The 25,433-nt window shown below is 66.8% G+C and carries 17 protein-coding genes and 1 tRNA gene; 5 read left to right on the top strand and 13 right to left on the bottom strand.

Annotated features, from left to right (window positions below; all coding sequences use genetic code 11):
* Both DMX10_RS33445 and DMX10_RS17575 read right to left on the bottom strand, forming a co-directional pair.
* Positions 1-4,586: filamentous hemagglutinin N-terminal domain-containing protein (locus tag DMX10_RS33445; protein ID WP_111262277.1), on the bottom strand; the 4,586-nt coding region annotated here is incomplete at its 3' end.
* A gap of 23 nt (positions 4,587-4,609) precedes the next feature.
* Positions 4,610-6,268, bottom strand: a complete 1,659-nt coding sequence (locus DMX10_RS17575) for a ShlB/FhaC/HecB family hemolysin secretion/activation protein (protein WP_111262276.1) — start codon at positions 6,266-6,268, stop codon at positions 4,610-4,612.
* 185 nt (positions 6,269-6,453) lie between these two features.
* Between DMX10_RS17575 and DMX10_RS32520 the strand changes: the two genes are divergently transcribed.
* Entirely contained in the window at positions 6,454-7,269 is an 816-nt protein-coding gene (locus tag DMX10_RS32520; protein ID WP_158545613.1) for a response regulator, read from the top strand.
* Positions 7,259-9,829 carry a hybrid sensor histidine kinase/response regulator gene (locus tag DMX10_RS17565; RefSeq protein ID WP_158545612.1) on the top strand — a complete coding sequence of 857 codons (2,571 nt, stop codon included), beginning with the start codon at positions 7,259-7,261 and terminating at the stop codon, positions 9,827-9,829. The genes DMX10_RS32520 and DMX10_RS17565 overlap by 11 nt, the downstream gene beginning before the upstream one ends.
* A gap of 83 nt (positions 9,830-9,912) precedes the next feature.
* Here DMX10_RS17565 and DMX10_RS17560 read toward each other — a convergent pair whose 3' ends face one another.
* From DMX10_RS17560 to rpsU, 7 genes are all read right to left on the bottom strand, one after another.
* Positions 9,913-10,203, bottom strand: coding sequence for a type II toxin-antitoxin system RelE/ParE family toxin (locus DMX10_RS17560; RefSeq protein ID WP_256604828.1), 291 nt, complete (start codon positions 10,201-10,203; stop codon positions 9,913-9,915).
* Positions 10,172-10,429, bottom strand: a complete 258-nt coding sequence (locus tag DMX10_RS17555; RefSeq protein ID WP_111262274.1) for a CopG family ribbon-helix-helix protein — start codon at positions 10,427-10,429, stop codon at positions 10,172-10,174. Before DMX10_RS17555 ends, DMX10_RS17560 begins: the two co-directional genes overlap by 32 nt.
* Positions 10,430-11,025: 596 nt before the next feature.
* A tRNA-Ile gene (locus tag DMX10_RS17545) sits at positions 11,026-11,102 on the bottom strand.
* A gap of 16 nt (positions 11,103-11,118) precedes the next feature.
* The gene (locus DMX10_RS17540) at positions 11,119-14,853 is read right to left on the bottom strand and encodes an EAL domain-containing protein (RefSeq protein ID WP_111262272.1); all 3,735 of its coding nucleotides are present in this window, start codon (positions 14,851-14,853) and stop codon (positions 11,119-11,121) included.
* A 102-nt stretch (positions 14,854-14,955) separates the two neighbouring features.
* A complete protein-coding gene (rpoD, locus tag DMX10_RS17535) occupies positions 14,956-16,806 on the bottom strand; it encodes an RNA polymerase sigma factor RpoD (RefSeq protein WP_111262271.1) in 1,851 nt (616 codons plus the stop codon).
* 67 nt (positions 16,807-16,873) lie between these two features.
* Entirely contained in the window at positions 16,874-18,850 is a 1,977-nt protein-coding gene (gene dnaG, locus DMX10_RS17530) for a DNA primase (protein ID WP_111262270.1), read from the bottom strand.
* Positions 18,851-19,045: 195 nt separating this feature from the next.
* Entirely contained in the window at positions 19,046-19,261 is a 216-nt protein-coding gene (gene rpsU, locus DMX10_RS17525) for a 30S ribosomal protein S21 (RefSeq protein WP_003085057.1), read from the bottom strand.
* 204 nt (positions 19,262-19,465) lie between these two features.
* On the opposite strand from rpsU, the gene tsaD reads away from it, so the two are divergent.
* Entirely contained in the window at positions 19,466-20,491 is a 1,026-nt protein-coding gene (gene tsaD / locus DMX10_RS17520; RefSeq protein ID WP_111262269.1) for a tRNA (adenosine(37)-N6)-threonylcarbamoyltransferase complex transferase subunit TsaD, read from the top strand.
* A 54-nt stretch (positions 20,492-20,545) separates the two neighbouring features.
* Here tsaD and plsY read toward each other — a convergent pair whose 3' ends face one another.
* Entirely contained in the window at positions 20,546-21,115 is a 570-nt protein-coding gene (plsY, locus tag DMX10_RS17515; RefSeq protein WP_111262268.1) for a glycerol-3-phosphate 1-O-acyltransferase PlsY, read from the bottom strand.
* A 52-nt stretch (positions 21,116-21,167) separates the two neighbouring features.
* Here plsY and folB point away from each other — a divergent pair, with 52 nt between their 5' ends.
* Both folB and folK read left to right on the top strand, forming a co-directional pair.
* A complete protein-coding gene (folB, locus tag DMX10_RS17510) occupies positions 21,168-21,521 on the top strand; it encodes a dihydroneopterin aldolase (protein WP_111262267.1) in 354 nt (117 codons plus the stop codon).
* Complete coding sequence (gene folK, locus DMX10_RS17505; protein ID WP_111262266.1) at positions 21,512-22,054, top strand: 2-amino-4-hydroxy-6-hydroxymethyldihydropteridine diphosphokinase; 543 nt, start codon at positions 21,512-21,514, stop codon at positions 22,052-22,054. Before folB ends, folK begins: the two co-directional genes overlap by 10 nt.
* Here the strand turns inward: folK and DMX10_RS17500 are convergent.
* From DMX10_RS17500 to DMX10_RS17490, 3 genes are read right to left on the bottom strand one after another with little or no spacing between them, the layout of a single operon-like run.
* The gene (locus DMX10_RS17500; protein WP_111262265.1) at positions 22,027-23,259 is read right to left on the bottom strand and encodes a multifunctional CCA addition/repair protein; all 1,233 of its coding nucleotides are present in this window, start codon (positions 23,257-23,259) and stop codon (positions 22,027-22,029) included. The two genes, folK and DMX10_RS17500, sit on opposite strands and share 28 nt — an antisense overlap.
* Complete coding sequence (locus DMX10_RS17495; protein WP_111262264.1) at positions 23,225-23,806, bottom strand: DUF4136 domain-containing protein; 582 nt, start codon at positions 23,804-23,806, stop codon at positions 23,225-23,227. Before DMX10_RS17495 ends, DMX10_RS17500 begins: the two co-directional genes overlap by 35 nt.
* Positions 23,807-23,865: 59 nt before the next feature.
* Positions 23,866-25,431: a SpoVR family protein gene (locus tag DMX10_RS17490; protein ID WP_111262263.1), complete on the bottom strand. Its 1,566-nt coding sequence runs from the start codon at positions 25,429-25,431 to the stop codon at positions 23,866-23,868.
* Between the last annotated feature and the right edge of the window lie 2 nt (positions 25,432-25,433).

The following is a 25,433-nucleotide window of genomic DNA, read 5'->3' as shown; positions in this document are numbered from 1 at the left end:
CCGTAGACCGGCTTGCCGCCGTTCTCGGCGCTGGTGATGCCCAGGCCGCTGGAGGTCACCGTCTTGCCGGTGCCGACGCCGGGGGTGTCGTAGTGGCCGGTGGTCGGTGTGTGGAGCGCCACGGTGTCGCCGTCGATGGCGCCGGACACGGCGTAGTTGCCGGGCGCCAGGGTGGCGGCGGTGGTGCCGTCGTAGGGCTTGGTGACGTTGCCGACGAGCTGGGCGGTGAGGGTGGGCGCCAGGCTGTAGAGGAAGCCGTTGCCGGCGCCCGCGACGGTGCTGCTGCCGTAGCTGGCGTTGTATTGCTTGAAGTCGTAGGCCAGGCCGCCACGGGTGTCGCCGGTGGGGTTCGCCGACCAGACCAGCCAGCGCCCGTTGGGCGTGGCCAGGGCGTTGGCGCCTGCGTTGTTGGTGAAGGCCTGGCCGGCCAGTTCGATGGCGGTGCCGGTGGCCTGGGAGGTGATGCCGGCGTTGAGGGTCAGGCGGTTGCCGGCCACCAGCTTGAGGGCGCCGTCCACGGCGATGGCGCTGTTGACGGTGATGTCGTTGCTGGCCTGGAGGGTGAGGGTGCTGCCGGCGACGGCGGCCTTGGCGATGGCACCCGGGCTCACCATCTGGTCGCCGGCGCTGTTGTTCAGGGTGTCGGCGAAGTCGGCGTCGCGCTGCACCAGCCACAGGCTGCCGGCGCCGCTCTGGCCGTCGACGGTGGCCTGCGGCGAGCGCACCAGGAAGTCGTTGCCGGCCAGCAGCTGGATGCCGCCGGAGCTGATCTGGTCGCCGGCCTGCAGGCCGATCAGGGCGTTGCGGGCGGAGGCGTAGCCCACCAGGCCGGTGCTGCCGCTGCCGATCGCGACGGCGCCCAGGTCGGGCGTGGAGCCGGTGCCCCAGTTGAAGTAGGGCACCAGGTAGTCGTGGTTGGGCAGTACGTAGACCCCCGAGCGGGTCAGGCGATGGGTGGCGGAGCCATAGAAGGTGTTGCTGGCGTCGGTCAGGCCGGTCAGGGGCGCATCGCTGTCGATGAAGGTGATGGAGCCGGCGCCGGCGCTGCCGTCCGGATTCTTGGCGGAGTAGCCATAGATCACGAAATGGCCGTTGCCCAGGTCGAGCACGCCGCCTTCGGCGCCCAGCGAGGCCAGGCGGTAGCCGCCGACCAGGGCGTTGCTGGGGGAGATGCTGCCGACGAAGCTGCCGTCGTTGCTGCCCACTGCGACGTAGCCCTGGCGGTTGCCCCAGAAGGGGCTGTTGAGGACGAACTTGCCGTTGCTCAGGAGCGTGATGCCGGGGTCCAGGGTGCCGACCATTGCATTGCTGCTGTCGAAGGTGCCGGTGCTGGCGGCGCCGCCGGTGCGCCACGCCACGTTCCCCGACCCGTCGTGCCACCGGGCGTTGCGGATCAGGTAGTTGCCGCCTGCCAGGGCGATGATGCCGCCGTTGCCCACTTCGTCGTCATCGAGGTCGCCCACCATGGAGTTGGCGGCCGAAACGGCGCCGACGGTGCTGCCGTTGCCGTTGGCCCAGGTGACCGCGCCGACCCGGCTGAGGCCGTTGAGGACGTCGTTCCAGTGCTGGCTGGTGACCACGTAGTGGCCGTTGGTGAGGGCGGTGGCGGAGAGGCCCACATGGTCGTAGGCCGTGCTGCCCACCAGGGAGTTGCCGGCGTTGATGAGGCCGACCGTGCCGCCGCTGCCGTTGCCCCAGGTGGAGGCGCCCACTTCGGGGTTGATGCCGTCGCTCCAGTAGGGGCTGCTGACCACGTAGTGGCCGCTGCCGAGGGCGGTGGACGCCTGGCCGACCCGGTCGTAGGCCAGGCTGCCCACCAGGGAGTTGGCGGCGCTGATGGCGCCTGCGGTGCCGCCGTTGCCGTTGCCCCAGGTGGCGGCGCCCACCTCGGGGTTGAGGCCGTCGCTCCAGTAGGGGCTGTTCACCACGTAGTGGCCGTTGGCGAGGACGGTGACCCCGTGGCTGCCGACCCGGTCGTTGGCGGTGCTGCCGACCAGGGAGTTGCCGGCGCCGATGACGCCGGCGGTGGGGCCTGTGCCGCTCATCCAGCTGGCGGCGCCGGCGCTGCCGTTCCAGTAGCCGCTGGTGACCACCACGTTGCCGTTGCCCAGTTCGGTGTAGCTGGGTTTGTCGCCGTCGGGGTGGTTGGAGACGTAGCCGACCCGGTCTGCCGCGGAGCTGCCGATCAGGGAGTTGCTCGCGTCCACCACGCCAGTGGTGGCGGTGGAGCCGCTCATCCAGGTGACGGCGCCTGTGTCGATCTGCGGGGTGAGGTGCCAGTGCTTGCTGAAGACCAGGACGTTGCCGTTGCCTAGCCTGACGATGCCGCTGTTGAGGTTGCTGTCGGTGCCGAGGAAGTCGTTGGTGCTGCTGCCGACCATGGAGTTGCTGGCGCCGATCACGCCGGCCGTGGGGCCGGTGCCGCTCAGCCAGCTGACGGCGCCGGCATCGACGGCGGCGCCGTTGTCCCAGACGCTGCTCCAGGTGATCGCGTTGCCCTGGTTCAGGGCCAGGACGTTGGTGCCGATGTAGTCGTCGGCGCTGCTGCCCACCAGCGAGTTGGCGGCGCTGACCACGCCCGTCAGGGCCTGGTTGGCGTAGCCGTAGGTGACGGCGCCGGCGTTGGTCGCGCTGCCGTTGTTCCAGAACCTTGAGCCGATGATGTAGTTGCCGTTGGTGAGCGTGGTGAGGGAATGGCCCACGCGGTCGTTGGTGCTGCTGCCGGTGAGGGAGTTGGCGCTGGTGACGAACCCGGAAAGGCCGGTGGTGCCGTTGAACCAGGTCACCGCGCCGACGTTGGCCAGGGCGCCGTTGTCCCAGTCGGGGCTGCCCACCGCCACATTGCTGCCGGCCAGCGCGGCGACGCCACCGGAGCCGATGTTGTCGCCGGCGCTGTTGCCGTAGAGGGCGGAGATCAGCCCCCCGGTCTTGCCGTTGTAGAGGAAGGCCGCGCCGGTGCTGAGGTTGCCGAAGTAGGCGCCGGGCGTGCTGACGACGATGTTGCCGTTGGCCAGCTGGGTGATGTTGCCGCCGCCGTGCTGGACCCCGGCCTGGGGGTTGGGGTCGGCGAGGTCGAGGTAGAGCTGGTCGCCGACCGTGTCGGTGATGACCAGGTTGGTGGGGTCGAACAGCACCTCGCCGCCCTGCCCGGCGTTGACCTGCCCGCCGTAGTTGAGGGTGCCCTTGCTCGACACCTCGATGAAGCCCCGCTCGCCGGTGGCGGCCTGGCCACGGAAGTCGGTGCGCGCGTCGGACCACACGACGATGTCGCCGTCGGCGCCCTTGGCGCTCAGTTGGGTGTAGGGGTTGATGGCGGTGGTGTGGGCGTTGGCCACCGCCGGGTTGGCGCCGTGGGCGTCGCCGCCGATGCGGATGGAGCCGCCCTTGGCGGTGCCGTCGGCCTTCACGCTGGCGGCGGCCAGGTTCACCGTTTGCCCGGTGACGGTGATGTCGCCGCCGCGCTGGCCGTTGGCGCTCAAGCTGCCGGAGATGAACGACGAGTCGCCGCCGTTGACGCGGATGGAGCCGCCCTGGGTCGAGCCGTTGGCGGTGATCCGGCCCTGGGTGGTCTGCAGGGCGCCATGGCTGGCGTCCACCGTCACCGTGCCGCCATCGCCGTCGGCATGGATGGCGCCGGCCTGGATGATGCCCTGGCCGGCGAGGGTGATGCGGCCACCGGTTGCGCCGCTGGCGTCCAGGGTGCCGGTATTGACCAGCCTGTCGCCTTCCAGGCGGATGACGCCATCGTGCTGGCTCACCGAGCCGGCCTCGACGATGCCTTCGTTGTTCACGACGGCGTTGAGCAGGCCCTCGGTCGCCTTGGCGGTGAGGATCACCTGGCCGCCGTCGGCCTGGATCAGTTGCTTGTTCTGGGCCAGGGCCTGGAGGGTGCCCTTGTCCACTTCCAGGCTGACCAGCTGGTCGCCGGCGAAGTCCAGGGTGACCTTGTCCCCGGCCGCCAGGGCGACGCTGCCGAGCCTGGCCTGGACCGTGCCCTCGTTGCTGACCTGGGCACCGAGCAGGGCCACGTAGCCGCCGTTGGCGGTGAGGCTGCCCTGGTTGTTGACGCGGCCGCCCTTGCCTTCGAAGGCGAAGTTGCCGGCGGCGAGGTTCTGGTCCGACAGGTCCAGGGTCGAGGCCACCAGGCCGCCGACGTTCACCTGCGCGCCGGGGGCGAAGAGGATGCCGTTGGGGTTGATCAGGAACACCTGGCCGTTGGCCTGCAGGGTGCCGTAGAGGCTGGAGGGGTCGCTGCCCACCACGCGGTTGAGGGCGATGGCGCTGCTGTTGGGCTGGACGAAGCTGACCTTCTCGCCCTGGGCGATGTTGAAGCTGTTCCAGTTGATCGCGAGGTTCTGCGACGACTGGGTGACCGTCATGCTGCCCTCGGCGCTGGCGATGCTGCCTTGCCCGAGGCTGACCTGGCCGTCGGTGGGCAGGGCGAGGGCGTGGCCGCTGGCGCCGGCGAGGAGGACGGCGAGCAGGGCCTGGGCGCGGGCCCGCTTGCCCTGGCCGGTGGCGTTCTCGGGGGCCGGCACGTAGGTGCCGTGGGCGGCGTTCCAGAGCAGTCGGTAGACGTGGTTCATGCTGTCGGCCTTGAAAGTCGTGTTCAGAAGTACTTGGTGGTCTGCAGCCAGAGGCGCGGGCTGCGGTCGTCATCGGAGGTCGGTTGGCTGCCCGTGCGCCAGGCGGCGAAGGCCTGCAGGTTGATGGCGGCGGGCAGTGCCAGGCTGACGCCCACGCCGGCCCCGGAGAGCGTGCGGCGGTTGTCGGCGGTGCCGGCCACGGGGCGATGGCTGATGCGCCCGCCGCCGGCGTCGTAGAAGCCGAAGAGCTGCCAGGCGGGGGCGAGGGCGTAGCGCAGTTCCAGGTTCGCCAGCCAGGCATCGTCGGCGGCGGCCTCGCCCTGGGGGTAGGCGCGCACGGCATAGGCGCCGCCCAGGCTGAGCTTTTCCGAGGAGTCGAGGTTCTTGGCGGCGCGCTGGCCGGAGGCGCGCAGCTGGAGGCTGAAGCGGTCGGTGAGCCGTTGCAGGCGGGTGAGCTGGAAGGCGAGCTTGGCGTAGTGGCCCCGGGTGTCCAGCCCGGCGTCGTCGAGGGCGTCGCTGGCCGCGTCCAGTTCGAGGTTGCCGGCCACGAGGCTTGCGCCGTACTGCATGGCGCCGCCGCCGAGCAGGCTGTCCTGGTGGCTGCCGCTCAGGCCCAGGCTCCAGACGTCCAGGGTCTTGTCGAGGGTGGTGTCGGTGGCGTCGACCCGGTCTTCGAGCCGCTTGCGTTCGTAGCTCAGTTGGCCGTCGAGCCGTGCCTGGCGGCTGCGCAGCAGGGGCTGCAGGGCGTAGACCGAGGCGATGCTGGCCTTGCCGTGGGCGTCCAGGGATGCGAAGTCCTCGCCCAGTTCGTAGCGCATCTCCGACCAGGCCAGGCCGACCTGGGTGGCCTGGGGGCCCAGGGGCAGCTGGTAGGCGAGGCGGCCGTAGTTCATCCCGGCGCCGGAGGTCAGGCCGCGCAGGCTGAGGCTGTCGCCGAGGCCGGTGGGGCTGTTGATGGCGAGGTTGCCGCCGAGCCGTTCGCTGCCGGTGTAGCGGTTGTCGAAGTTGTCCGCCTCCAGGCTGCCGGCCACCCGGGGGCCGGCCCCGAGGGAGACGTCCAGGTCGGTGAGGCCGACGGAGGCGCCCGGCTTGAGGGTGGAGTGCACCTCGGCACCGGGCAGTTCGTTGAGCAGCAGCAGGGAACGCTCCAGGGCGGCGGCCTGCACCGCGTCGCCCGGGTGCAGGTCGTCGAGCTGGCGCTGTGCGGTGGCGTCGTTGAGCAGGGAGCGGTTGTCGAGCCGGACCTTGCCCAGGCGGCCTTCGAGAACGGCGATGGTGAGCAGCCCGCCCTTAATGTCCTGGGCGGGCAGGTAGGCGCGGGCCAGCAGGTAGCCCTGTTCGCGGTAGTGGGCGGTGATGCGCTCGGCCAGGCCCTGCAGTTGGGCCAGGCTCAGTTCGCGGTCGGTGCTGTCGGCGAGCAGCGCCAGCAGGTGCGCCTCGCTGAACTCGCGGGCGCCGGTGATCCGGAACGCCTTGATCTGGAGCTTGACGTCGCTGGGCAGCGACAGGGCCGGGCGGGCCGGCGCCGCCTCGGGCAGCACGCCGTCGGTGGCCGGCGGCAGGGTGAGCGGGGCCTTGATGTTTTCCAGGATCTGCCCGGCATCGGGAGCCTGGGCGGCCAGGGCCGTCTGCGCAAGTGACAGGGCGAATGCGACTGCTCCGCTGCACGCCGTGTGTTTCATGGATCCGTTGCCTCGCCTGTGATGTCGCTTTGCCAGGGAGGCATGTTCCCATGGCCGCCGAGGGGGCACTTTGCCGGCAGCGGGGGAGACTTTGCCGGCAGACAATTTTTCCGTTCACGGCGTGGGAAGGCGGGTGTGTTCTGGGCTCTAATACCCGCTCCAGCCGCCCCACAGACCCCATCGGCATGCGCATTTCCAGCAACCCGAAGATCCTGCTCATCGACGACTCGGTGGCCGACCTGCGCGTGCTGACGGAGTTTCTGTCGGCCCGGGGCCTGGACATAGTGGTGGCGTTCGACGGCAAGGACGGTTATCGCAAGGCCCAGCTGTTGCGCCCCGACCTGATCCTGCTGGACGTGCACATGCCCGGCAGCGACGGCTTCGCCACCTGCCGGTTGCTCAAGGCCAACCCGGATACCAGCGCCATCCCGGTGATTTTCCTGACGGCGGCCAACCAGCCGCAGGAGCGCCTGACGGGCCTGACGCTGGGCGCCGTGGACTACATCGCCAAGCCGCTGATCGACGAGGCGGAGGTGGTGGCGCGGGTGCAGATCCACCTGGAGCTCGCCCGCCGCCTGCGCGCGGCGGCGCCGGCCGCCCCGTCGGCGGAGGCGGATACCCGGCCGGAAGCGGTGCTGGTGAAGGTGGCCACCGAGCACCTGCGCCGGGACCTGCGACAGCCGCCCTCGCCGGAGGTGCTGGCGCGCCTGTGCGGCACCAACGAGACCCGCCTCAACGAGGCCTTCCACAAGATCGTCGGCATGCCCATCTATGCCTGGCTGCGCGAGGAGCGCCTGACCCAGGCCCAGGGCTTGCTGGGCCGCACCGAGACGCCCATCGCCGATATCGGCGACCACCTGGGCTACACCAATGCGGCCAGTTTCTCCAAGGCCGTGCGGGAGCGCTTCGGTTGCTCGCCGCGCGAGTTGCGCAGCCGCCTGCGGGATGAGGCCGGCCACCGTGCACCGCTGCAGCAAGGCGCCGCGGACGATGCCTGCTGAAGCCCGCTTCAGGCGCGTCTGGCGGGCGCTCTGCCTGTGCGGCCTGCTGCTGATGGCCGGTGGCGCCTGGGCCGAGGTGCTGGAGGTGCGCGAGGAGGCGGCCTTCCAGCTGCTGGAGCGCATCGGCTTGCGCATCGACGAGGACGGCAGCCTGGATATCGCTGCGGTCGCCGCCGCGCCCGAACGCTTCGTCGAGGTCGCCGCGCAGGAGCTGTCCCAGGGCTTCGATCCCCGGCCACGCTGGTTGCGCTTCAGCCTGCGCAACCCGGGCCCGGCCCCCATTGAGCGCTGGCTGGAGGTCGGCCATACCCGGCTGGAGTCGGTGCAGCTCTTCACCCAGGCCGGCGATGGGCAGTGGCAGGTACAGGCCAGCGGCCTGGCGGTGCCCATGGCGTTGCGCCCGCTGCCGGGGCCGACGGCGCTGTTCCCGATTGCCTTGCAGCCGGGGGAGACCCGCGTGCTCTATCTGCGCGTGCAGTCGCGCTCCGCCCAGTACCTGGGGATGCGCGTGTGGGAGCCGATGGCCTATCGCGACCGGCAGTCGCGCTTCGAGAACCTGCGTTCGATGGGCCAGGGCGGCATCATTCTGGCGGGGTTGCTGTCCCTGCTGATCTTCATCCAGCTGCGGAACATGCCCTATCTCTACTTCGGGCTGGAGATGCTGTTGATCAGCGCGTTCGAGGCGATCATCGGCGGGCTGGCGCAGCAATACGCCTGGCCGGGCACCTGGCCGTTCCCGATCGTGCTGGTGCCGCTGCTGGGGGCGGCGATCATGATCATGCACTGCCAGTTCGTGCGCACCTTCCTCGATCTCCGGAGGCTGGGGCGCGGCTGGGACCGCTTGCTGCTGGGCGTCATCGGGGTGGTGGTCGTGGCGGCGCTGGGGGCCAGCCTGCACCACTACATCTTCTGGCTGCAGGTGCTGTCCCTCACCTCGCTGGTGGCGCTCGCGGTGGGGATCATCACCTCCTACCTGGCCTGGCGCGGCGGCAATGCGTCGGCGGGCCTGACGCTGATCTCGTTCGGGGCCTTCGGGGCCTCGGTGGTGATCCGGCAGGCGGGCCTGTACCTGGGGCTGGACCCTACCGGGCCGCTGCTGGCGAGCGCCTGGCCGCTGGCGGTGCTGGTGATGGCGCCGCTGATTCTCATCGCCATCACCACGCGCACCCAGCAGTTGTCCGCCGCCCTGGCGGTGGAGCGCGAAGCCAACCGTGCCAAGACCACCTTCCTGGCCCACATGAGCCATGAGTTGCGCACGCCGCTCAATACCATCATCGGTTTCGCCCAGTTGCTGCAGCGGGGCTCGCGTCGCCTGGGGCCGGAGGAGGGCGCGCGGGCCATCGAAGGCAGCGGGCGCCATTTGCTGCACCTGATCGACGAGCTGCTGGATGCGGCGCGGGCGGAGATCGGCCAACTGGAGGTGGCGGCCACGCCGCTGGCGTTCCGGCCCTGGCTGGCGGAGATGGTGGAGGTCGCCAGGTTGCAGGCGGAAGCGGCGGGCAACGGTTTCTCCCTGGAGGAGCACGGGGTGGTGCCCGAGTACGTTTCCATCGACAGCCGGCGCCTGCGCCAGGTGCTCGACAACCTGTTCAGCAACGCGAACCGGCACACCAGGGACGGGCGCATCGCCCTGCGTTACCGGGGGGAGAAGCTGGACGGGCTGGTTCGGCTGTTCTTCGAGGTGGAGGACAGCGGCGGCGGTATCGCGGCGGGCGACCTGGCGAGGATCTTCGAGCCTTTCGTGCGGGGGGCGAACCAGCCTGCGGAGGGCTCGCGGGCGGGGGTCGGCCTGGGGCTGGCCATCGCCCGGCAACTGGTGCGCTGCATGGGCGGCGAGCTGAGCGTGGCCAGCACTCCTGGCCAGGGCAGTGCGTTCCGCTTCCATGTGGTGGGCGAGTTGCTGACGGAGTTGCCGGCGGAGCCCGCTGCCGTGGACGTCGACGCTCCCCGGCCCCAGGGCGACCGGGTGGTGATGCTGGTGGAGGACGACCCGGACCTGCGCCTGCTGCTGGCCGAGCAGCTGGAGCGGCACCGGTTGCGGGTGGTCATCGCCGTCGATGGCCGCGATGCGGCCCTCCAGTGGCGCGACGACATCGCCCTGGTGATCACCGATCAGTTCATGGACGGCGGTGATGGCTGGTCGGTCCTGCAGATGGTGGCCGAGCGTTCCCCGGCGACGCCGGTGGTGCTGCTTTCCGCAGCCGCGCCGCTGGCGCCGGAGGGCTTCGCGTCGCACCTGAGCTTCGCGGCCTGCCTGAGAAAGCCGATCAGCGAAACCGAGCTGGCGGCGCTGTTGGTCAGGTTCCTGGGGTTGCAGGACCTGGCCTCGCCGGGCAGCGAGCCGCCGGCATCCGATGTGGCGGCACGCCCGGATGCGGCACGCCTGGCGATCCTGGCGAACCTGGTGGAAACCGGGCAGGTGACGCTTATCGAGAAGTGGGCCCATGACCTGGCGGCCGAGCAGCCGTTGTGCATCGGTTTTGCCGATGCCGTTCTCCAGGCCGCATTGACCCTGGATTTCCCTCGGCTGGCCGAGCTGGTGGGGGCGGGCGAGGGCTGAGCGAGCGGGTGCCTGTGCAGGCTGCTGCACCCGGGGCCAAGCTAGTGGTCTATAGGCGCCTCAAGCGCCCTATATCGACTGGATTACCAGTGCTGCGAGCTTTCAGCATGCTGGTGCAGGATCCTCACTACCTGGACCTCGTCACCTACAACGCGATACGCGGCGTAGAAAGGGATGAAGCGGAAAATCAGGTCTCGCATATCAGGAGCCCGTGAGGGGCGGCCGGAGCCAGGGAACAGGAGCAGTTGCTCAAGTGCCGATATGACACTGGCCACTATCTCCTCTGCTGAGGCTGCGCCTGTCCGGGGCTCATAGAATTCGTAGATCTTCGTAAGGTCGCTGTCAGCTAGCTCGGTCAGAACGATTTTTGCCACGGTTCACCCACTTGGCCTTGATGGCTTCGAGATCAGTAAGGTTGCCCGCGTCTGCTTGCTGGATGCCTTCCTTGATCGCTGCCAGATGCCATGACTCATCATCCAGATACCGCATTAGTGCGCGTTTCATGTGGTACTGGCGATCACGATCCGTAGCCTCGGAAAGCTCATCCAATCGAGTGATCAGGTCATCTTCGACCCGAAACGACAGAACAGGCGATGCCATGGTGACCTCCGGTCAGTTTCGTATACAACGTATACATGTTCGTATATGTCGGCACTGTAATTAGGCTTGCTTATGCTTACAACCATTGCTTTTAGCGTTAGACCCGCGTTAGACCCAGCAAGATAGAGGGAGATGGGTGCTAACTTGCGTTTACCTATTGGTAAATTTGGCTCTGGGCCGTTCGTCGGCTCGATTGACAGTGGGATGCAAGCTGCCCCAAAGCGGTCTTCTGGACGTCCGTATCGGCAGGCTCGATAGCCTCAACACAGTCGCGGACAGAGCGTGTTGAGAACGCATCGATGAAGGGGCGAGGCTCTCCCCACTGCAACCCAATTCATCTTGAACACGACTACATCGTCCACATTCAGAAAATTGGTTCGTTTGATAGCGACTGGTCAGAGGGGATGTCCATCCGCCTGGATAAGGCAGCAGGGTCGATCCATCTTGCACTTCAGGTGTTTGGCACTCAGGTCGAGCACATCCTGGAGGTCCTCGGTCTGAAGTGATGTGGACGTTGTGGGTCTATGAAGGGGCGACTTCGCTTACGCCAGAAAGACAAAAGCCGCGCAATGCGCGGCTTTTTCATGGGGTTTTGGTGGTGGGCCCACACGGACTCGAACCGTGGACCAAAGGATTATGAGTCCTCTGCTCTAACCGACTGAGCTATAGGCCCCCAGAAGGCCGGCGGATTATACCGGCGCCTTTTCCTGAGCGCCAACGGGTTGACACGGATCGAGGAATTGCCGGGCGAAAACGTCGGCGGGCAGGGGGCGGCTGACGACGTAGCCCTGGATCTGTTCGCAGCCTTCGGCGGTGAGGAAGGCTTCCTGGGCGTGGGTTTCGACGCCTTCGGCGATGACGGTGAGTTGCATGCTGCGGCCGAGGGCGATGATGGCGCGGGCGATGGCGGCGTCTTCGAGGTCGTCGGGCAGGCCGCGGACGAAGGATTTGTCGATCTTGATGATGTCCAGCGGCAGGCGCTTGAGGTAGCTGAGGGAGGAGTAGCCAGTGCCGAAGTCGTCGATGGCCAGTTGCACGCCGAGCGCCTTGAGGGCGTGGAGCACGGCGAGGGCTTCTTCGGCCTGGCTCATGATGAAGCCTTCGGTGATTTCCAGTTGCAGGTGGCAGGGGACGACGCCTGTGTCCTGCAGCAGGCGGTCGATGCGCTCGACCAGTTGCGGCTGGCGCAGCTGGGCGCCGGCGAGGTTGACGGAGAGCGGGCCGAAGGGGGCGTGGCGGTCCTGCCATTCGCGCATCTGCCGGCAGGCTTCGGCGAGGACCCAGTCGCCCAGGGGGAGGATGAGGCCGTTCTCTTCGGCGAGGGGGATGAAGCGCTCGGGGGAGATTTCGCCGAACAGGGGGTGGTGCCAGCGGATCAGGGCTTCGGCGCCGATCAGGCGGCGGTTCTGCAGGCACAGCTTGGGTTGGTAGTAGAGGCTGAGTTCGCCACGTTCGAGGGCACGGCGCAGTTCGTTCTCCAGGGCCATGCGTTCGTTGGCCTGGAAGGTGAGGTCGCGGGTGTAGAACTCGATGCGGTTGCGGCCCTTGGATTTGGCGCGGTACATGGCGGCGTCGGCGTTCTTGACGACGGTGGCGACGTCGTTGCCGTGTTCGGGGTAGAGGCTGATGCCGATGCTGGCGCTGGTGAAGAATTCGTGGTCGTCGGCTTCGAAGGGGGCGCTGAAGCAGGCGAGCACCTTGTTGGCGACGTGTTCGGCGTCGACGGCGTTGTGCAGGCCGGGCAGCAGGATGATGAATTCGTCGCCACCGAGGCGGGCGACGGTGTCGATGTCGCGCAGCTGCTCCTTGAGGCGGGCGGCGATGCCCTTGAGCAGGAGGTCGCCGACCGGGTGGCCGAGGCTGTCGTTGATGTGTTTGAAGCGGTCGAGGTCGATGAACAGTACGGCGCCTTGCTGGGCGTCGGTGGTGGCGTCGAGCAGGGCGGCCTGCAGGCGGCTTTCGAAGAGGATGCGGTTGGGCAGCCCGGTGAGGGGGTCGTGGTGGGCCTGGTAGTCGAGGCGGGCCTGGGCGTGCTTGAGGGTGGAGATGTCGGCGAAGACGCCGACGAAGTGGGTGATCTGCTCGTCGCGGTTGCGCACGGCGCTGATGGTCAGCCACTCGGGGTAGGGTTCGCCGTTCTTGCGGCGGTTCCAGATTTCGCCCTGCCAGTGGCCGTCGGCGGCGAGCTGGTGCCACATGGCGGCGTAGAAGGCGCTGTCGTGCTGGCCGGAGGCGAGCAGGCGCGGTGATTGGCCGAGGGCTTCGGCTTCGCTGTAGCCGGTGATTTCGGTGAAGGCGCGGTTGACGGCGGTGATGCGTTGTTCGGTGTCGGTGATCATCACGCCTTCGGCGGTGCTTTCGAAGACGGTGGCGGCCTGCAGGAGCTTTTCCTGCATCTGCTGGCGCTCGGTGATGTCGCGGGCGATGGTGAGGACGCAGGCTTCGCCGTTGATGGGGATGGGCTGGGCGGTGAGTTCGCAGAGGCGGATGCTGCCGCCCTTGGTGCGTATCGGGGCGGTGAAGTTGCGCAGGCTGCCCTGCTCGCTGATGGCGCGGACCATTTGCTGGCGGTCTTCGGGGTTGGCCCAGATGCCGAGTTCGAGGGTGGAGCGTTCGGCGGCCTCGCGTGCGACGTAGCCGGTGATGCGGGTGAAGCCTTCGTTGGCTTCGATGAGCCGACCGTCGACCAGGCGGGTGATGAGCAGGCCGTCGGGGGAGGCGTGGAAGGCGCGGGCGAATTTCTCTTCGGAGATCTTCAGTTGCTGCTGGGTTTCCTTGACGAGGGTGATGTCGCGCACGACGACGATGAGGGCGGGGATGCCGTCGAGGTCGATGGGCTGCGCGGAGATGAGGCCGGTGAAGCTTTCGCCGTTCTGCCGGCGGAAGGTCATTTCCAGGTTGTGCAGGCTTTCGCTCTGCAGGCGCTGGAGGAGGCCGGGCCCCATGTCGGGGGTGCCCCAGATGCCCAGTTCGGTGGCGGTACGGCCGATGGCCTGGGCGGCGTCGATGCCGGTCTGTTGCTCGAAGGTGCGGTTGACGTCGAGCAGGCGGCCGTCCTGGCGACGGGCGAGGGCGATGACGTCGGGGCAGTTGTGGAACACGGAGGCGAATTTCTGCTGGGAGAGGCGCAGGGCGTGTTCGGTGTCCTTGGCCTCGGTGATGTCGATCATCAGGCCGCGGATGATCTGGCTGTCGCCCTGGGGGTCGAGGGTGACGATGTCGCGGATCCACAGGACGCGGCCGTCGGCGGCGAGCATGCGGTAGTCGAAGCTGTGGTCGCGCCCGGCGGCGACTTCTTCGTTGCAGAAGTGTTCGGCGTGCCGGGCGTCTTCGGGATGGAGGGTGCGCTGCCAGAAGCCGGTTTCGAGCCAGTCCGCCAGGGGGTAGCCGAGCATGCGTTCGGCGTGGGGGGAGACGTAGGTGAAGCGGTGTTCGTCGAGGCGCATTTCCCAGGCGATGGCGTTGAGGCTTTCGACCAGGCCACGGTAGTGCTGTTCGCTGGTGCGCAGTTCGTCTTCGAGCAGGGCGCGGCGTGACATTTCGCCGCTGAGGCGGCGGTTGATGCGCAGGACGAAGAGCAGGGCGAGGCCGATCAGCAGCAGGGCGGGAAGGCCGTAGGCGATGAAGGTGGTCCAGACCGGTCGACGGTCGATGACGCCGCCGACCCAGCGGTCCTGGATGGCTTCGATCTGGGCGGTGCTGATGTCGGCGAAGACCTTGTCGAGGATGCCGACCAAGGGGGTTTCGCCTCGCGGCGTGGCCATGGCGAGCTGGTAGCGGTAGGGCGTCTCGCCGCTGATGTAGAGGCCTTCGAGCCTGAGCTGGCGCAGGCTCCAGACGCTGGAGGCGAGGTCGCCGACGAAGGCGTCGGCCTGGCCGGTGGCCAGTGCCTGGAGGCTGGCGGCGACGCTGGGCAGGGGCAGGAGGTTGAGGTCGGGATTGCCGCTGCGTAGCAGTTCGTGGGGGGCGTAGTTCTCGACCACGGCGATCTTCAGGCCGTAGAGCTCGCCGAGCGATTTGGGCTGGGGGCCGCCGTCGCGGGCGAGGATGACGATGGGGAAGTCGAGGTAGGGGCGGGTGAAGCTGAGGTATTGCTGGCGTTCGGGGGTGGACATGATGCCGGGCAGCAGATCGAGCTGGCCATTGCGGGCCTGTTCCAGCACTTCACCCCAGTTGCGCGGTTCCACCGGTTCGAGGCGGACGCCCAGGCGCTCCTGGATCAGCTTGACGTAGTCGGCGGCGAGGCCCTGGTGGCGGCCCTGGCTGTCGCGGAATTCGAAGGGGGGCCAGGAGGCGTCGATGCCCATGCGCAGGACGGGGTGGTCCTGCAGCCATGCCTGTTCTTCCTGCGTGAGGGTGAGCGCTCCGGACGGGGCTGCCCAGAACGCCAGACACAGCAGGAGAATGGCAGGCAGACGCGCCATGACGGTCTCGTTCCACGAAGTGATAGGCGGAAGTGTAGACGCGGCCGCTGGCGCTTTGGTAGCAGAAAGAAAAACCCCCGGACTGGCCGGGGGTTTGTTCGATCACTCGTCGAGGAAGGAGCGCAGATGCTCGCTTCGCGACGGGTGGCGCAGCTTGCGCAGCGCCTTGGCTTCGATCTGACGGATCCGCTCGCGGGTCACATCGAACTGCTTGCCGACTTCCTCGAGGGTGTGGTCGGTATTCATGTCGATGCCGAAGCGCATGCGCAGAACCTTGGCTTCACGGGCGGTGAGGCCGGCCAGTACTTCGCGGGTCGCTTCCTTGAGGCTTTCGACCGTGGCCACGTCGATCGGGGACTGCATGGTGCTGTCCTCGATGAAGTCGCCCAGGTGGGAGTCCTCGTCGTCGCCGATCGGGGTTTCCATGGAGATCGGCTCTTTGGCGATCTTCAATACCTTGCGGATCTTGTCCTCGGGCATTTCCATGCGCTCGCCAAGCTCTTCCGGGGTGGGCTCGCGGCCCATTTCCTGGAGCATCTGGCGGGAGATGCGGTTGAGCTTGTTGATGGTCTCGATCATGTGCACCGGAATACGGATGGTGCGGGCCTGGTCGGCGATCGAGCGGGTGATCGCCTGGCGGATCCACCAGGTGGCGTAGGTCGAGAACTTGTAGCCGCGACGGTATTCGAACTTGTCCACCGCCTTCATCAGGCCGATGTTGCCTTCCTGGATCAGGTCGAGGAACTGCAGGCCGCGGTTGGTGTACTTCTTGGCGATGGAGATCACGAGACGCAGGTTGGCCTCGACCATCTCTTTCTTCGCCCGGCGGGCTTTCGCTTCGCCGATGGACATGCGGCGGTTGACGTCCTTGATCTCGGCGACCTTGAGGTCGACTTCCTTCTCGAGGTCGATCAGCTTCTGCTGATTGCGCTTGACGTCGTCCACCAGCTTGCCGAGGGCTTCGGCGTACTTGGCCTTGCCTTTGGCGAGGCCTTCGACCCAGGTCAGGTCGACTTCGTTGCCCGGGAACAGGCGCAGGAAGTCGGCACGCGGCATGCGGGCATCACGCACGCAGAGCTGCATGATGGCGCGTTCCTGGGCGCGGACGCGGTCGAGGGCGTCACGAACGCGGTCGACCAGGGCGTCGAACTGCTTCGGCACCAGCTTGATGGGCATGAAGAGCTCGGCCAGGCCTTGCAGCTCGTCGATCGCCTGCTTGCTGCTGCGGCCGTGCTTCTTCAGGGCCTTGCGGGCTTTCTCGAGCTGGTCGGAGACTGCGGTGAAGCGACGCAGCGCTTCTTCCGGGTCCGGGCCGCCGTCACCTTCTTCCTCGGTGTCGTCGCCGTCGCCTTCCTCTTCTTCGTCCTCGTCCTTTTCCTTCGCGGCGCTGTCGTCCTTCAGGTCGACAGGCTCGACTTCCTCGGCCGGCAGGCTGCCGTCGTCAGGGTCGATGTAGCCGGCGAGGACGTCGGAGAGACGACCGCCTTCGGTGGTGACTCGGTGGTATTCGGCAAGGATGCTGTCGACGGTACCGGGGAAGTGGGCGATCGCGCTCATCACTTCGCGGATGCCTTCCTCGATGCGCTTGGCGATTTCGATCTCGCCTTCGCGGGTCAGCAGCTCCACGGTCCCCATTTCGCGCATGTACATGCGCACCGGGTCGGTGGTCCGGCCGATGTCGGTCTCGACCGCGGCGAGAGCTGCGGCGGCTTCTTCCGCGGCGGCTTCGTCGGTGTCGGCTTCGGCCAACAACAGGGCATCCGCATCCGGGGCACTCTCGAATACGTTGATCCCCATGTCGTTGATCATGCGGATGATGTCTTCCACCTGTTCCGGATCGGAAATATCCTCCGGCAGGTGGTCATTGACCTCCGCGTAAGTCAGGTAACCCTGCTCACGACCACGGGCGATCAACTCTTTGAGGCGAGACTGCTGTTGCGCTTTTCCGGACATAACACCCTATCCACTTAAGGTCTTGGCGGGCTAAAAACAAGCCGAGGATTATACCTGACCAGGTGCCTCACGCGCCAGTTGGGCTGGTGGAGGCTGGAGATGGACTGCGGCTGAGGAGGTCGCGCAGTTGGTCTTTTTCCTCTGCGCTGAGTTCGCTCTGCCTTGCTTTGCGTAGCAGTTGTTCGAGGCTGCGCTCACGTTGGCGGGCCGACAACCTAGTTATAGTGTCGAAAAACTGTTGTTCAAGGTTGTCGCTCGAAATCAACCATTCCTTTTCCGCCAGGGCCTGCAGCAGGCGGCCCTGTTCGGTGCCGTGCCAGCGGGCGATGAGCTGCAGCGAGCGCAGCTTCGGGTTCTTCTGCAGGGCTTCGAGCAGGGACACCATCAGGCGCGCGTACGTGTCGTCTTCTGCCGCGAAGTGGCTGGCATTTTCGACCTTCTGGGCAAGGTTCGGGTGATGCAGAAGGGTGCGCAGGGCGGTCAGTGTCGGTGACTCGACCTTGATCTCGGTGCGCGGCGGGCGCTTGAAGTCGTCGCGCCCGCCCTTCTTGTCCCAGGGCTTGCCGCCTTTCTTCCAGTCGCCTTTCTTGCGCTCACCCTTCTGCCAGTCGCCCTGTTGCCGGGCGGGTGGTTCGAAGTAGTGTTCCTGGCTCGGCTCGCCGTAGCTTTCGTAGCCGGCGGGGGCGCCGTAGTGGTAGTCGTCGGGGTAGTGCGACGGCTCGCTGCTGGGGGGCGGTGCGTCGTGACTCAGTTGGCCGATCGCCTCACCGTTCAATCCGGTGATTTCCGACAGGCGCTGGCGCATGAGTGTACGCAGGTTGGCGCCGGGAACCTTGTCGATCAGCGGTGCTGCCAGGGTCACCAGGTGTGCCTTGCCTTCCAGGGAGCTGGGGTCGGCTTCTTCCTTCAACTGCTGGAAGAAGTAGTCGGCAAGGGGTTGGGCGTGCTGGGTTATGCGGGCACGGAAGGCGTCGGTGCCTTCGGCGCGCACCAGGCTGTCCGGGTCCTCGCCTTCGGGAAGGAACAGGAAGCGCGCGCGGCGCCCGTCCTCCAGGCTCGGCAAGGTGGCTTCGAGTGCTCGCCAGGCAGCCTTGCGGCCGGCCTGGTCGCCGTCGAAGCAGAACAGGATGCTGGGCACCAGGCGGAACAGGCGCCTGACATGTTCTTCGCTGGTAGCGGTGCCCAGGGTGGCGACGGCATTGCGCAGGCCTTGCTGGGCGAGGGCGATGACGTCCATGTAGCCCTCGACGACCATGATCTCGTCGAGGTTGCGGTTGTTCTTGCGGGCCTCGTACAGGCCATAGAGTTCCTGGCCCTTGTGGAAGACCGGTGTCTCGGGGGAGTTCAGGTACTTGGGCTTGTCGTCACCCAGCACCCGGCCGCCGAAGGCGATGATGCGGCCACGGTTGTCGCGGATGGGGAACATGACCCGGTCGCGGAAGCGGTCGTAGCGCTTGCCGCTTTCGGCGTTCTCGATCAGCAGGCCGGCGTCGATCAGGGTCTTCTGCTGCAGGGCGTCGCTGGCCAGGTGCTTGAGCAGGTTGTCCCAGCCTGGCGGTGCGAAGCCCAGGCCGAAGTCGCGGGCGATCTCGCCGGACAGGCCGCGGCCTTTCAGGTAGTCCACTGCCGCCTTGCGCGTCGGGTGGCTTTTCAGGGCCTGGCGGTAGTAGTCCGAGGCGGCACTGAGCAGGGCGTAGAGGGGCGAGTCCGTGGGTTGTCGCGGGCGGTTGCCGCGACCACTTTCTTCGCGTGGTACGTCCATCCCGGCGCGCTTGGCGAGTTCCTCGACGGCCTGGGGGAAGTCCAGGTTGTCGTGGTCCATGACGAAGCCGAGGGCGTTGCCGCCCGCGCCGCAGCCGAAGCAGTAATAGAACTGCTTGTCCGGGCTGACGCTGAAGGAGGGCGTCTTCTCGTTATGGAAAGGGCAGCGGGCGCTGTAGTTCTTGCCGGTCTTCTTCAGCTGGATGCGCGAACTCACCACTTCGACTATGTCGGTGCGGTTCAGCAGATCGTCGATGAAGCCTTGGGGGATCAGGCCGGCCATAGGGTGCTCAGGACTCGGGAAGGGTCAAAGCATAGGCCTCCATCACCCTTGGGTGATAGCGGCATTACCAGGGGCTGCAAATGCAAAAAACTCCGGCATTCGCCAAGGCGAAGCGGAGTGTCGCGTGCGGTGCCTGAATGCACTCGCCCGGCCGGAGCCGGGCGATGCTGAAAGCGTGCGGCGAAGCCTGTTAACTCAGTACAGGCGCTCGCGGCGGCGCTGTTCGCGCTGCACTTTCTTGGCGTGACGCTTAACTGCAGCAGCAGCTTTGCGCTTGCGCTCGGCAGTGGGCTTCTCGTAGAACTCGCGGCTACGTACTTCAGCCAGTACACCGGCTTTTTCGCAGGAGCGCTTGAAGCGACGCAGGGCTACGTCGAAGGGTTCGTTCTCTTTAACTTTGACGGCTGGCATCCAGGTCGTACCTTCACTAATTACCGTGGGTGAACGTGCTCCTGGCTAGGGTTGCGGGAGAACGTCGGTTTTCAAGGGTTGCGGATGTTAACGCCTTGCGCCCCGGAATGCAAAGCCTTCAGTCGAAAACCGCTGGCCGGGGCGGAGGGCGGCGATTATGATGCGCGCCTTCTTTATTGGCTAGGCCTCGAAGGCTCGATCCCAATGCTAGTGCTGGGTCTGGAAACCTCTTGCGACGAGACCGGCGTCGCCCTCTACGACAGCGAACGCGGCCTGCTGGCCGATGCGCTGTTCAGTCAGATCGACCTGCACCGCGTCTATGGCGGTGTGGTGCCTGAGCTGGCATCCCGCGATCACGTCAAACGCATGCTGCCGCTGCTGCGGGAAGTGCTGGATGGCGCAGGCTGCAAGCCGACGGATATCGACGGCATCGCCTACACCTCGGGCCCCGGCCTGGTCGGCGCTCTGCTGGTCGGCGCCTCCTGTGCGCAAGCCCTGGCGTTCGCCTGGGGCGTGCCCGCCTTGGGCGTGCATCACATGGAAGGCCATCTGCTGGCGCCCATGCTGGAGGAGCAGCCGCCGGAGTTCCCGTTCGTCGCCTTGCTGGTTTCCGGCGGCCATACGCAACTGGTGCGCGTCGATGGCATCGGCCGCTACGCGCTGCTCGGTGAGTCGGTGGATGACGCCGCCGGCGAGGCCTTCGACAAGACGGCCAAACTGATCGGCCTGGGCTATCCGGGTGGCCCGGAGATCGCCCGCCTGGCGGAGTCCGGTGTGGCAGGGCGCTTCACCTTCCCGCGCCCGATGACCGATCGCCCTGGCCTGGATTTCAGTTTCAGCGGCCTGAAGACTTTCGCCCTCAACACCTGGCAGCAGTGCCGCGATGCTGGGGACGACGGTGAGCAAACCCGTTGCGACATCGCTCTGGCGTTCCAGCAGGCGGTGGTCGAGACTCTCGTCATCAAGTGCCGCAGGGCCCTGAAGCAGACCGGCCTGAAGCGCCTGGTGATCGCTGGCGGTGTCAGCGCCAACCAGGCCTTGCGCCAGGCTTTGGAGGCGATGCTGGCCGAGCTTCATGGCAACGTCTTCTACGCGCGTCCGCGCTTTTGTACCGACAACGGCGCGATGATCGCCTACGCCGGTTGCCAGCGCCTGAAGGCCGGGCAGCAGGAAGGTCCGGCGATCGCCGTGCAGGCTCGTTGGCCCATGGAAAACCTGCCGGCCATCTGATTCCCGTGCGGTTTCCTGAAGCCTCAGGCTTGTAGCCTGAGGCTGTCTTCAGTTTCAGAAATGTCGTTCGCGTCCGGCGAAAAGGTCGCGTAGATTGCCGCGGTGTCGCCAGACGATCAGGCAGCAGAGCACGGCCATTGGCAGCAATGCGCCAGGCTTCTGCCAGGCCAGCAGCGGCAGGGTCAGCGGTGTCGCGATCAAGGCCGCGAGCGAGCTGGTGCGGGTGAGGGCGAACGTCAGCGCCCAGGCCGCAACTGCCAGCAGGGCCGCCGGGGGATAGAGCCCGAGCAGCATGCCGGCGGCAGTGGCGACGCCCTTGCCGCCACGGAAGCGGAAGTACAGCGGGTAGAGATGCCCGAGTACGGCGGCGAGGCCGATCCAGGCCTGTTTCTGGATGCCGAGCCCGATCAGGTAAGCGACCAGCACGGGCACGAGGCCTTTGAGCAGGTCGCCGAGCAGGGTGAGGATCGCGAGCTTCTTGCCCGCCACGCGCAGCATGTTGGTGGCGCCCGGGTTGCCTGAACCCAGTTCACGCGGGTCGGCGGTGCCGAACACCCGGCTGAGCAGGATGGCGAAGGACAGCGAGCCGAGCAGGTAGGCGAGGATCGCCAGCAGCCAGAACATTGGTATCCATTCCAGGGCGAGGGAGCCCTGATTCTAACGGGGCAGAACTTACGTGGACACGGTTTTCATCGAGGGTCTTGAAGTCGATACCGTCATCGGTGCGTACGACTGGGAGCGGAGCATTCGCCAGTGCCTGCGCCTGGACCTGCAGATGGGTTGGGACAACCGCCCGGCCGCCGCAGGCGATGAACTGGCCCATGCGCTGGACTACGCCTCGGTGTCCCAGCGCATCCAGGCGTTCGCAGCCGAGTCCCGGTTCGAGTTGGTGGAGACTTTCGCCGAGCGGCTGGTCGCTCTGCTGATGGCTGAATTCCAGATTCCCTGGGTGCGCCTGAAGCTGCACAAGCCCGGCGCGGTTCCCGCTGCCAGCAGCGTTGGCGTGGAGATCGAACGCGGATGCCGCTGACTCCGGTTCTGCTGGGCCTGGGCAGCAACATCGGGCGCGAGGAACACCTGGAAGCCGGCCTCGACGCGTTGGCCGGTTTCCTCCAGGACATCCAGTGCTCGCCGGTATTCGAAAGCCAGGCGGTGGGCATCAAGAGCGGCCCCTTCTACAACCTGGTGGTGGCCGCCAACACCGACCTGCCGCTGATGGAGCTGGACCGCCGCCTCAAGTTCATCGAGGCCGACAACGGCCGCTACGCGCCAGACCGCAAGGGCCTGCCGCTGGACATCGATGTGTTGCTCTATGGCGATCTGGTCGGCAGCTTCGATGGCTTGGTGCTGCCCCGTGCCGAGGTGCTGAAGAATGCATTCGTGCTCTGGCCGTTGGCACTGGTGGTGCCCGATCGCCTGCACCCGGGCGAGAGACGCAGCTTCGCGGAGTTGTGGGCGGCGGCGCAGATCCAGCAGCAGCTGTGGCCGGTGCCCTTCGCGTGGCGGGGGCGCCCGTTGACCCCCGACGACCTGCTTCAGGCCTTCCCCGCGCCTTCCTTGTAGGCCTTCAGCGCTTTCAGGCGCTCGAGCTTGAGCGCCTCGCCCAGTTCGGCCCCCTTGTAGCCCTTCTCCAGCAAGGGCTGGACCGCGACTGCGCGTGCGGCCGAGGCGGCGCCCCGCAGGTAGTCGGCTTGAGGGTATTCGCGCTGCTCGAGGCCGTGCCGGCCGCGGGCGTCCATCGCGCAGGCCGCGATGAACTCCTCGAAGCGCTGGGGGCGGCGGTAGACGTCGAAACGCGCCAGCAGCTCGGCCAGGGTCGATGCGCGGAGCTCCTGGGCGCGGTGGGCGTGGGTATGGAACTCGCCCACCAGCATCGCCAGTTCCTGGCAGTCCCGGGGCGCCTTGCAGCGTTCGTTTACCTGCTTAATCAGCTTCAGGCCGCGCTGTTCGTGGGCGATGTGCCGGGGCCATTCCTCCTCCGGCGTCTCGCCCTTGCCCAGGTCGTGCAGCAGGCAGGCCCAGCGCACGGCAAGGGGTTGCTCATGCTCGGCGCACTGCTGCAGGACGGCGAGCACGTGCAGGCCGGAATCCACTTCCGGGTGGTGCTGCTCGGGCTGGGGGACGCCGAACAGGGCGTCGAGCTCCGGCATCCACGCTTTCAGCGCGCCACAGTCGCGCAGTACCTGGATGAAAACGTCCGGGCGGGGCTCCATCAGGGCACGGGAGATTTCCTTCCAGCTGCGTTCGGGGGTCAGGGCGTCCAACTCGCCGGACTCGGCGATCTCACGCATCAGCGCCAGGGTTTCTTCGGCCACCGTGAAGCCCAGTGGCGCATAGCGTGCGGCGAAGCGGGCAACGCGCAGCACGCGCAACGGGTCTTCGGCGAATGCGGGGGAAACGTGGCGGAGGATGCGCAGCTCCAGGTCGCGCTGGCCGCCATAGGGGTCGACCAGCACGCCGTGTTCGTCTTCGGCGATGGCGTTGACGGTGAGGTCGCGGCGGATCAGGTCGTCTTCGAGGCTGACGTCCGGGCTGGCGAAGAAGGTGAAACCGCCGTAGCCACGCCCGCTCTTGCGCTCGGTGCGCGCCAGTGCGTACTCCTCGCCACTTTGCGGATGAAGGAACACCGGGAAATCCGCGCCCACGGGCTTGAAGCCCTGCTCGAGCATTTCTTCAGCGGTCGCGCCGACGACGACCCAGTCCACTTCCGTGACCGGGCGCTGCAACAGCCGGTCACGAACCGCGCCGCCCACCTTGTATATCTGCATGCTCACCTCCGAGGGTGCGGAGGATAGCAGCCCGCTCGTTGGCTGCGATGGGGATTTGCCGGGTCAGTGCCTCCACGGCGCTTTCCAGCAACTCGGCGCTGTCCCAGGAGGGGCTCAGGCCCGTACTGGCGATGCCTTCCCAGAGGACGTTGCCGTCGAGGTCGGTGATGCGCAGGCGCAGGGTGCCGGTTTCGTCCCGCAGGCGGTGGATGGCCTGGTAGGGGCCGAGCGGGTTGGGCGGTGCCTGGTCGACCCTGAATTCCAGGGGGGCGTCCCGCAGGGCCAGCCAGTAGTAGATGCGCAGTTCGGGGCTCTGGCTTTCGTGGTAGCCGCGCGCGGCCAGGCCCTGGCGAAGCAGCGGGTCGAGGCGTATGTAGTGTTCGCGATAGGGCGCCGGGCTTTGCAAGGCCTGCTCCGGGGGAACCAGCTGGAAGCTGTGGCGGATGGCCAGGCCGCTGTCGGCTGGTCTCAGCACCTGGATGCTGGGGATGTGGGTGGAGCAGGTGGCCAGGACCAGGCACAGCAGCAGGACGAGGAACAGGCGCATCGACGCTCTCCATGGACGATGACCGCATGCTCGGGGGCGCCTGGCATGCGGTCAACCGATCAAATGGGCGGGATGACCAGGTCCAGTCGCGGGTATTCGCCGTCTTCGCTGCGCTCGCCCTTGGGCGGTACGTGGTGGGTGCCGGTGATCTGCTCGCCGTTCATGGTCTCCAGATGGATGTCGAAGCCCCACAGGCGATGCAGGTGGCGCAGCACCTCCTCGGTGGATTCGCCAAGCGGCTTGCGATCGTGCTGCTGGTGGCGAAGGGTCAGGGAGCGGTCGCCACGGCGGTCGACGTTCCAGATCTGCACGTTCGGCTCGCGGTTACCGAGGTTGTACTGGGCGGCGAGCGTCTCGCGGATCTGGCGGTAGCCGGGTTCGTCATGGATGGCGGGGACCAGCAACTCGTCCTTCTGGTCGTCGTCGAGGATGCTGAAGAGCTTGAAGTCTCGGATCACCTTGGGCGAGAGGTACTGGAGGATGAAGCTCTCGTCCTTGAAGCTCTTCATGGCGAACTTGATGGTGGAGAGCCAGTCCCCACCGGCGATGTCCGGGAACCAGCGCTTGTCCTCTTCGGTGGGCTCCTCGCAGATGCGGCGGATGTCGCGGTACATGGCGAAGCCCAGGGCATAGGGGTTGATGCCGCTGTAGTAGGGGCTGTCGAACCCGGGCTGGAACACGACGCTGGTATGGGACTGGAGGAACTCGAGCATGAAGCCCTCGGTGACCAGGCCTTCGTCGTAGAGGTCGTTCATCAGGGTGTAGTGCCAGAAGGTGGCCCAGCCTTCGTTCATGACCTGGGTCTGGCGTTGCGGGTAGAAGTACTGGGCGATCTTGCGCACGATGCGCACGATCTCGCGCTGCCAGGGTTCCAGCAGCGGCGCGTGCTTCTCGATGAAGTAGAGGATGTTCTCCTGGGGTTCCGGCGGAAAGCGTCGGTTGTCCTTGTCGCCGCCCTTGCCGGCGCCCTTGGGGATGGTGCGCCAGAGGTCGTTGATCTGTTTCTGCAGGTGCTCCTCGCGCTCCTTCTGGCGGCGCCGTTCTTCTTCGGCGGAGATCGGATAAGGGCGCTTGTAGCGGTCGACGCCGTAGTTCATCAGGGCGTGGCAGGAGTCCAGCAGGTCCTCCACCGCATCGATGCCGTGGCGTTCCTCGCACTGCATGATGTACTGCTTGGCGAACACCAGGTAGTCGATGATCGAGCTGGCATCGGTCCAGGTGCGGAACAGGTAGTTGCCCTTGAAGAAGCTGTTGTGGCCGTAGCAGGCGTGGGCGATCACCAGCGCCTGCATGGTGATGGTGTTCTCCTCCATCAGGTAGGCGATGCAGGGGTCGGAATTGATAACGATCTCGTAGGCCAGGCCCATCTGTCCGCGAGAATAGCCTTTCTCCGTGGCCAGGAAGTGCTTGCCGTAGGACCAGTGGTGGTAGCCCAGCGGCATGCCCACGGAGGCGTAGGCATCCATCATCTGCTCGGCGGTGATGACTTCGATCTGGTTGGGGTAGGTGTCAAGCGCATAGCGCTCGGCCAGCCGGCCGATCTCGCGGTCGTAGGTGCGGATCAGGTCGAAGGTCCACTCGGAACCCGTGGAGATGGGCTGCCTCTTCTTTTCTGTGGCGGTCATGA

This window comes from Pseudomonas sp. 57B-090624 (assembly GCF_003234055.1).
GTDB lineage: Bacteria > Pseudomonadota > Gammaproteobacteria > Pseudomonadales > Pseudomonadaceae > Metapseudomonas > Metapseudomonas tohonis.
The sequence above is the reverse complement of the archived record's forward strand: the minus strand, read 5'-3'. Positions and strand labels throughout refer to the sequence as shown.

Coding starts and splice junctions, on each gene's coding strand:
- rpsU (WP_003085057.1), bottom strand. CDS start 19,261: ATGCCAGCCGTCAAAGTTAAAGAGAACGAACCCTTCGACGTAGCCCTG.
- DMX10_RS32520 (WP_158545613.1), top strand. CDS start 6,454: ATGCGCATTTCCAGCAACCCGAAGATCCTGCTCATCGACGACTCGGTG.
- DMX10_RS17555 (WP_111262274.1), bottom strand. CDS start 10,429: ATGGCATCGCCTGTTCTGTCGTTTCGGGTCGAAGATGACCTGATCACT.
- DMX10_RS17540 (WP_111262272.1), bottom strand. CDS start 14,853: ATGGCGCGTCTGCCTGCCATTCTCCTGCTGTGTCTGGCGTTCTGGGCA.
- plsY (WP_111262268.1), bottom strand. CDS start 21,115: ATGTTCTGGCTGCTGGCGATCCTCGCCTACCTGCTCGGCTCGCTGTCC.
- dnaG (WP_111262270.1), bottom strand. CDS start 18,850: ATGGCCGGCCTGATCCCCCAAGGCTTCATCGACGATCTGCTGAACCGC.
- DMX10_RS17490 (WP_111262263.1), bottom strand. CDS start 25,431: ATGACCGCCACAGAAAAGAAGAGGCAGCCCATCTCCACGGGTTCCGAG.
- DMX10_RS17500 (WP_111262265.1), bottom strand. CDS start 23,259: ATGCAGATATACAAGGTGGGCGGCGCGGTTCGTGACCGGCTGTTGCAG.
- DMX10_RS17495 (WP_111262264.1), bottom strand. CDS start 23,806: ATGCGCCTGTTCCTCGTCCTGCTGCTGTGCCTGGTCCTGGCCACCTGC.
- DMX10_RS17575 (WP_111262276.1), bottom strand. CDS start 6,268: ATGAAACACACGGCGTGCAGCGGAGCAGTCGCATTCGCCCTGTCACTT.
- tsaD (WP_111262269.1), top strand. CDS start 19,466: ATGCTAGTGCTGGGTCTGGAAACCTCTTGCGACGAGACCGGCGTCGCC.
- folK (WP_111262266.1), top strand. CDS start 21,512: ATGCCGCTGACTCCGGTTCTGCTGGGCCTGGGCAGCAACATCGGGCGC.
- DMX10_RS17565 (WP_158545612.1), top strand. CDS start 7,259: ATGCCTGCTGAAGCCCGCTTCAGGCGCGTCTGGCGGGCGCTCTGCCTG.
- rpoD (WP_111262271.1), bottom strand. CDS start 16,806: ATGTCCGGAAAAGCGCAACAGCAGTCTCGCCTCAAAGAGTTGATCGCC.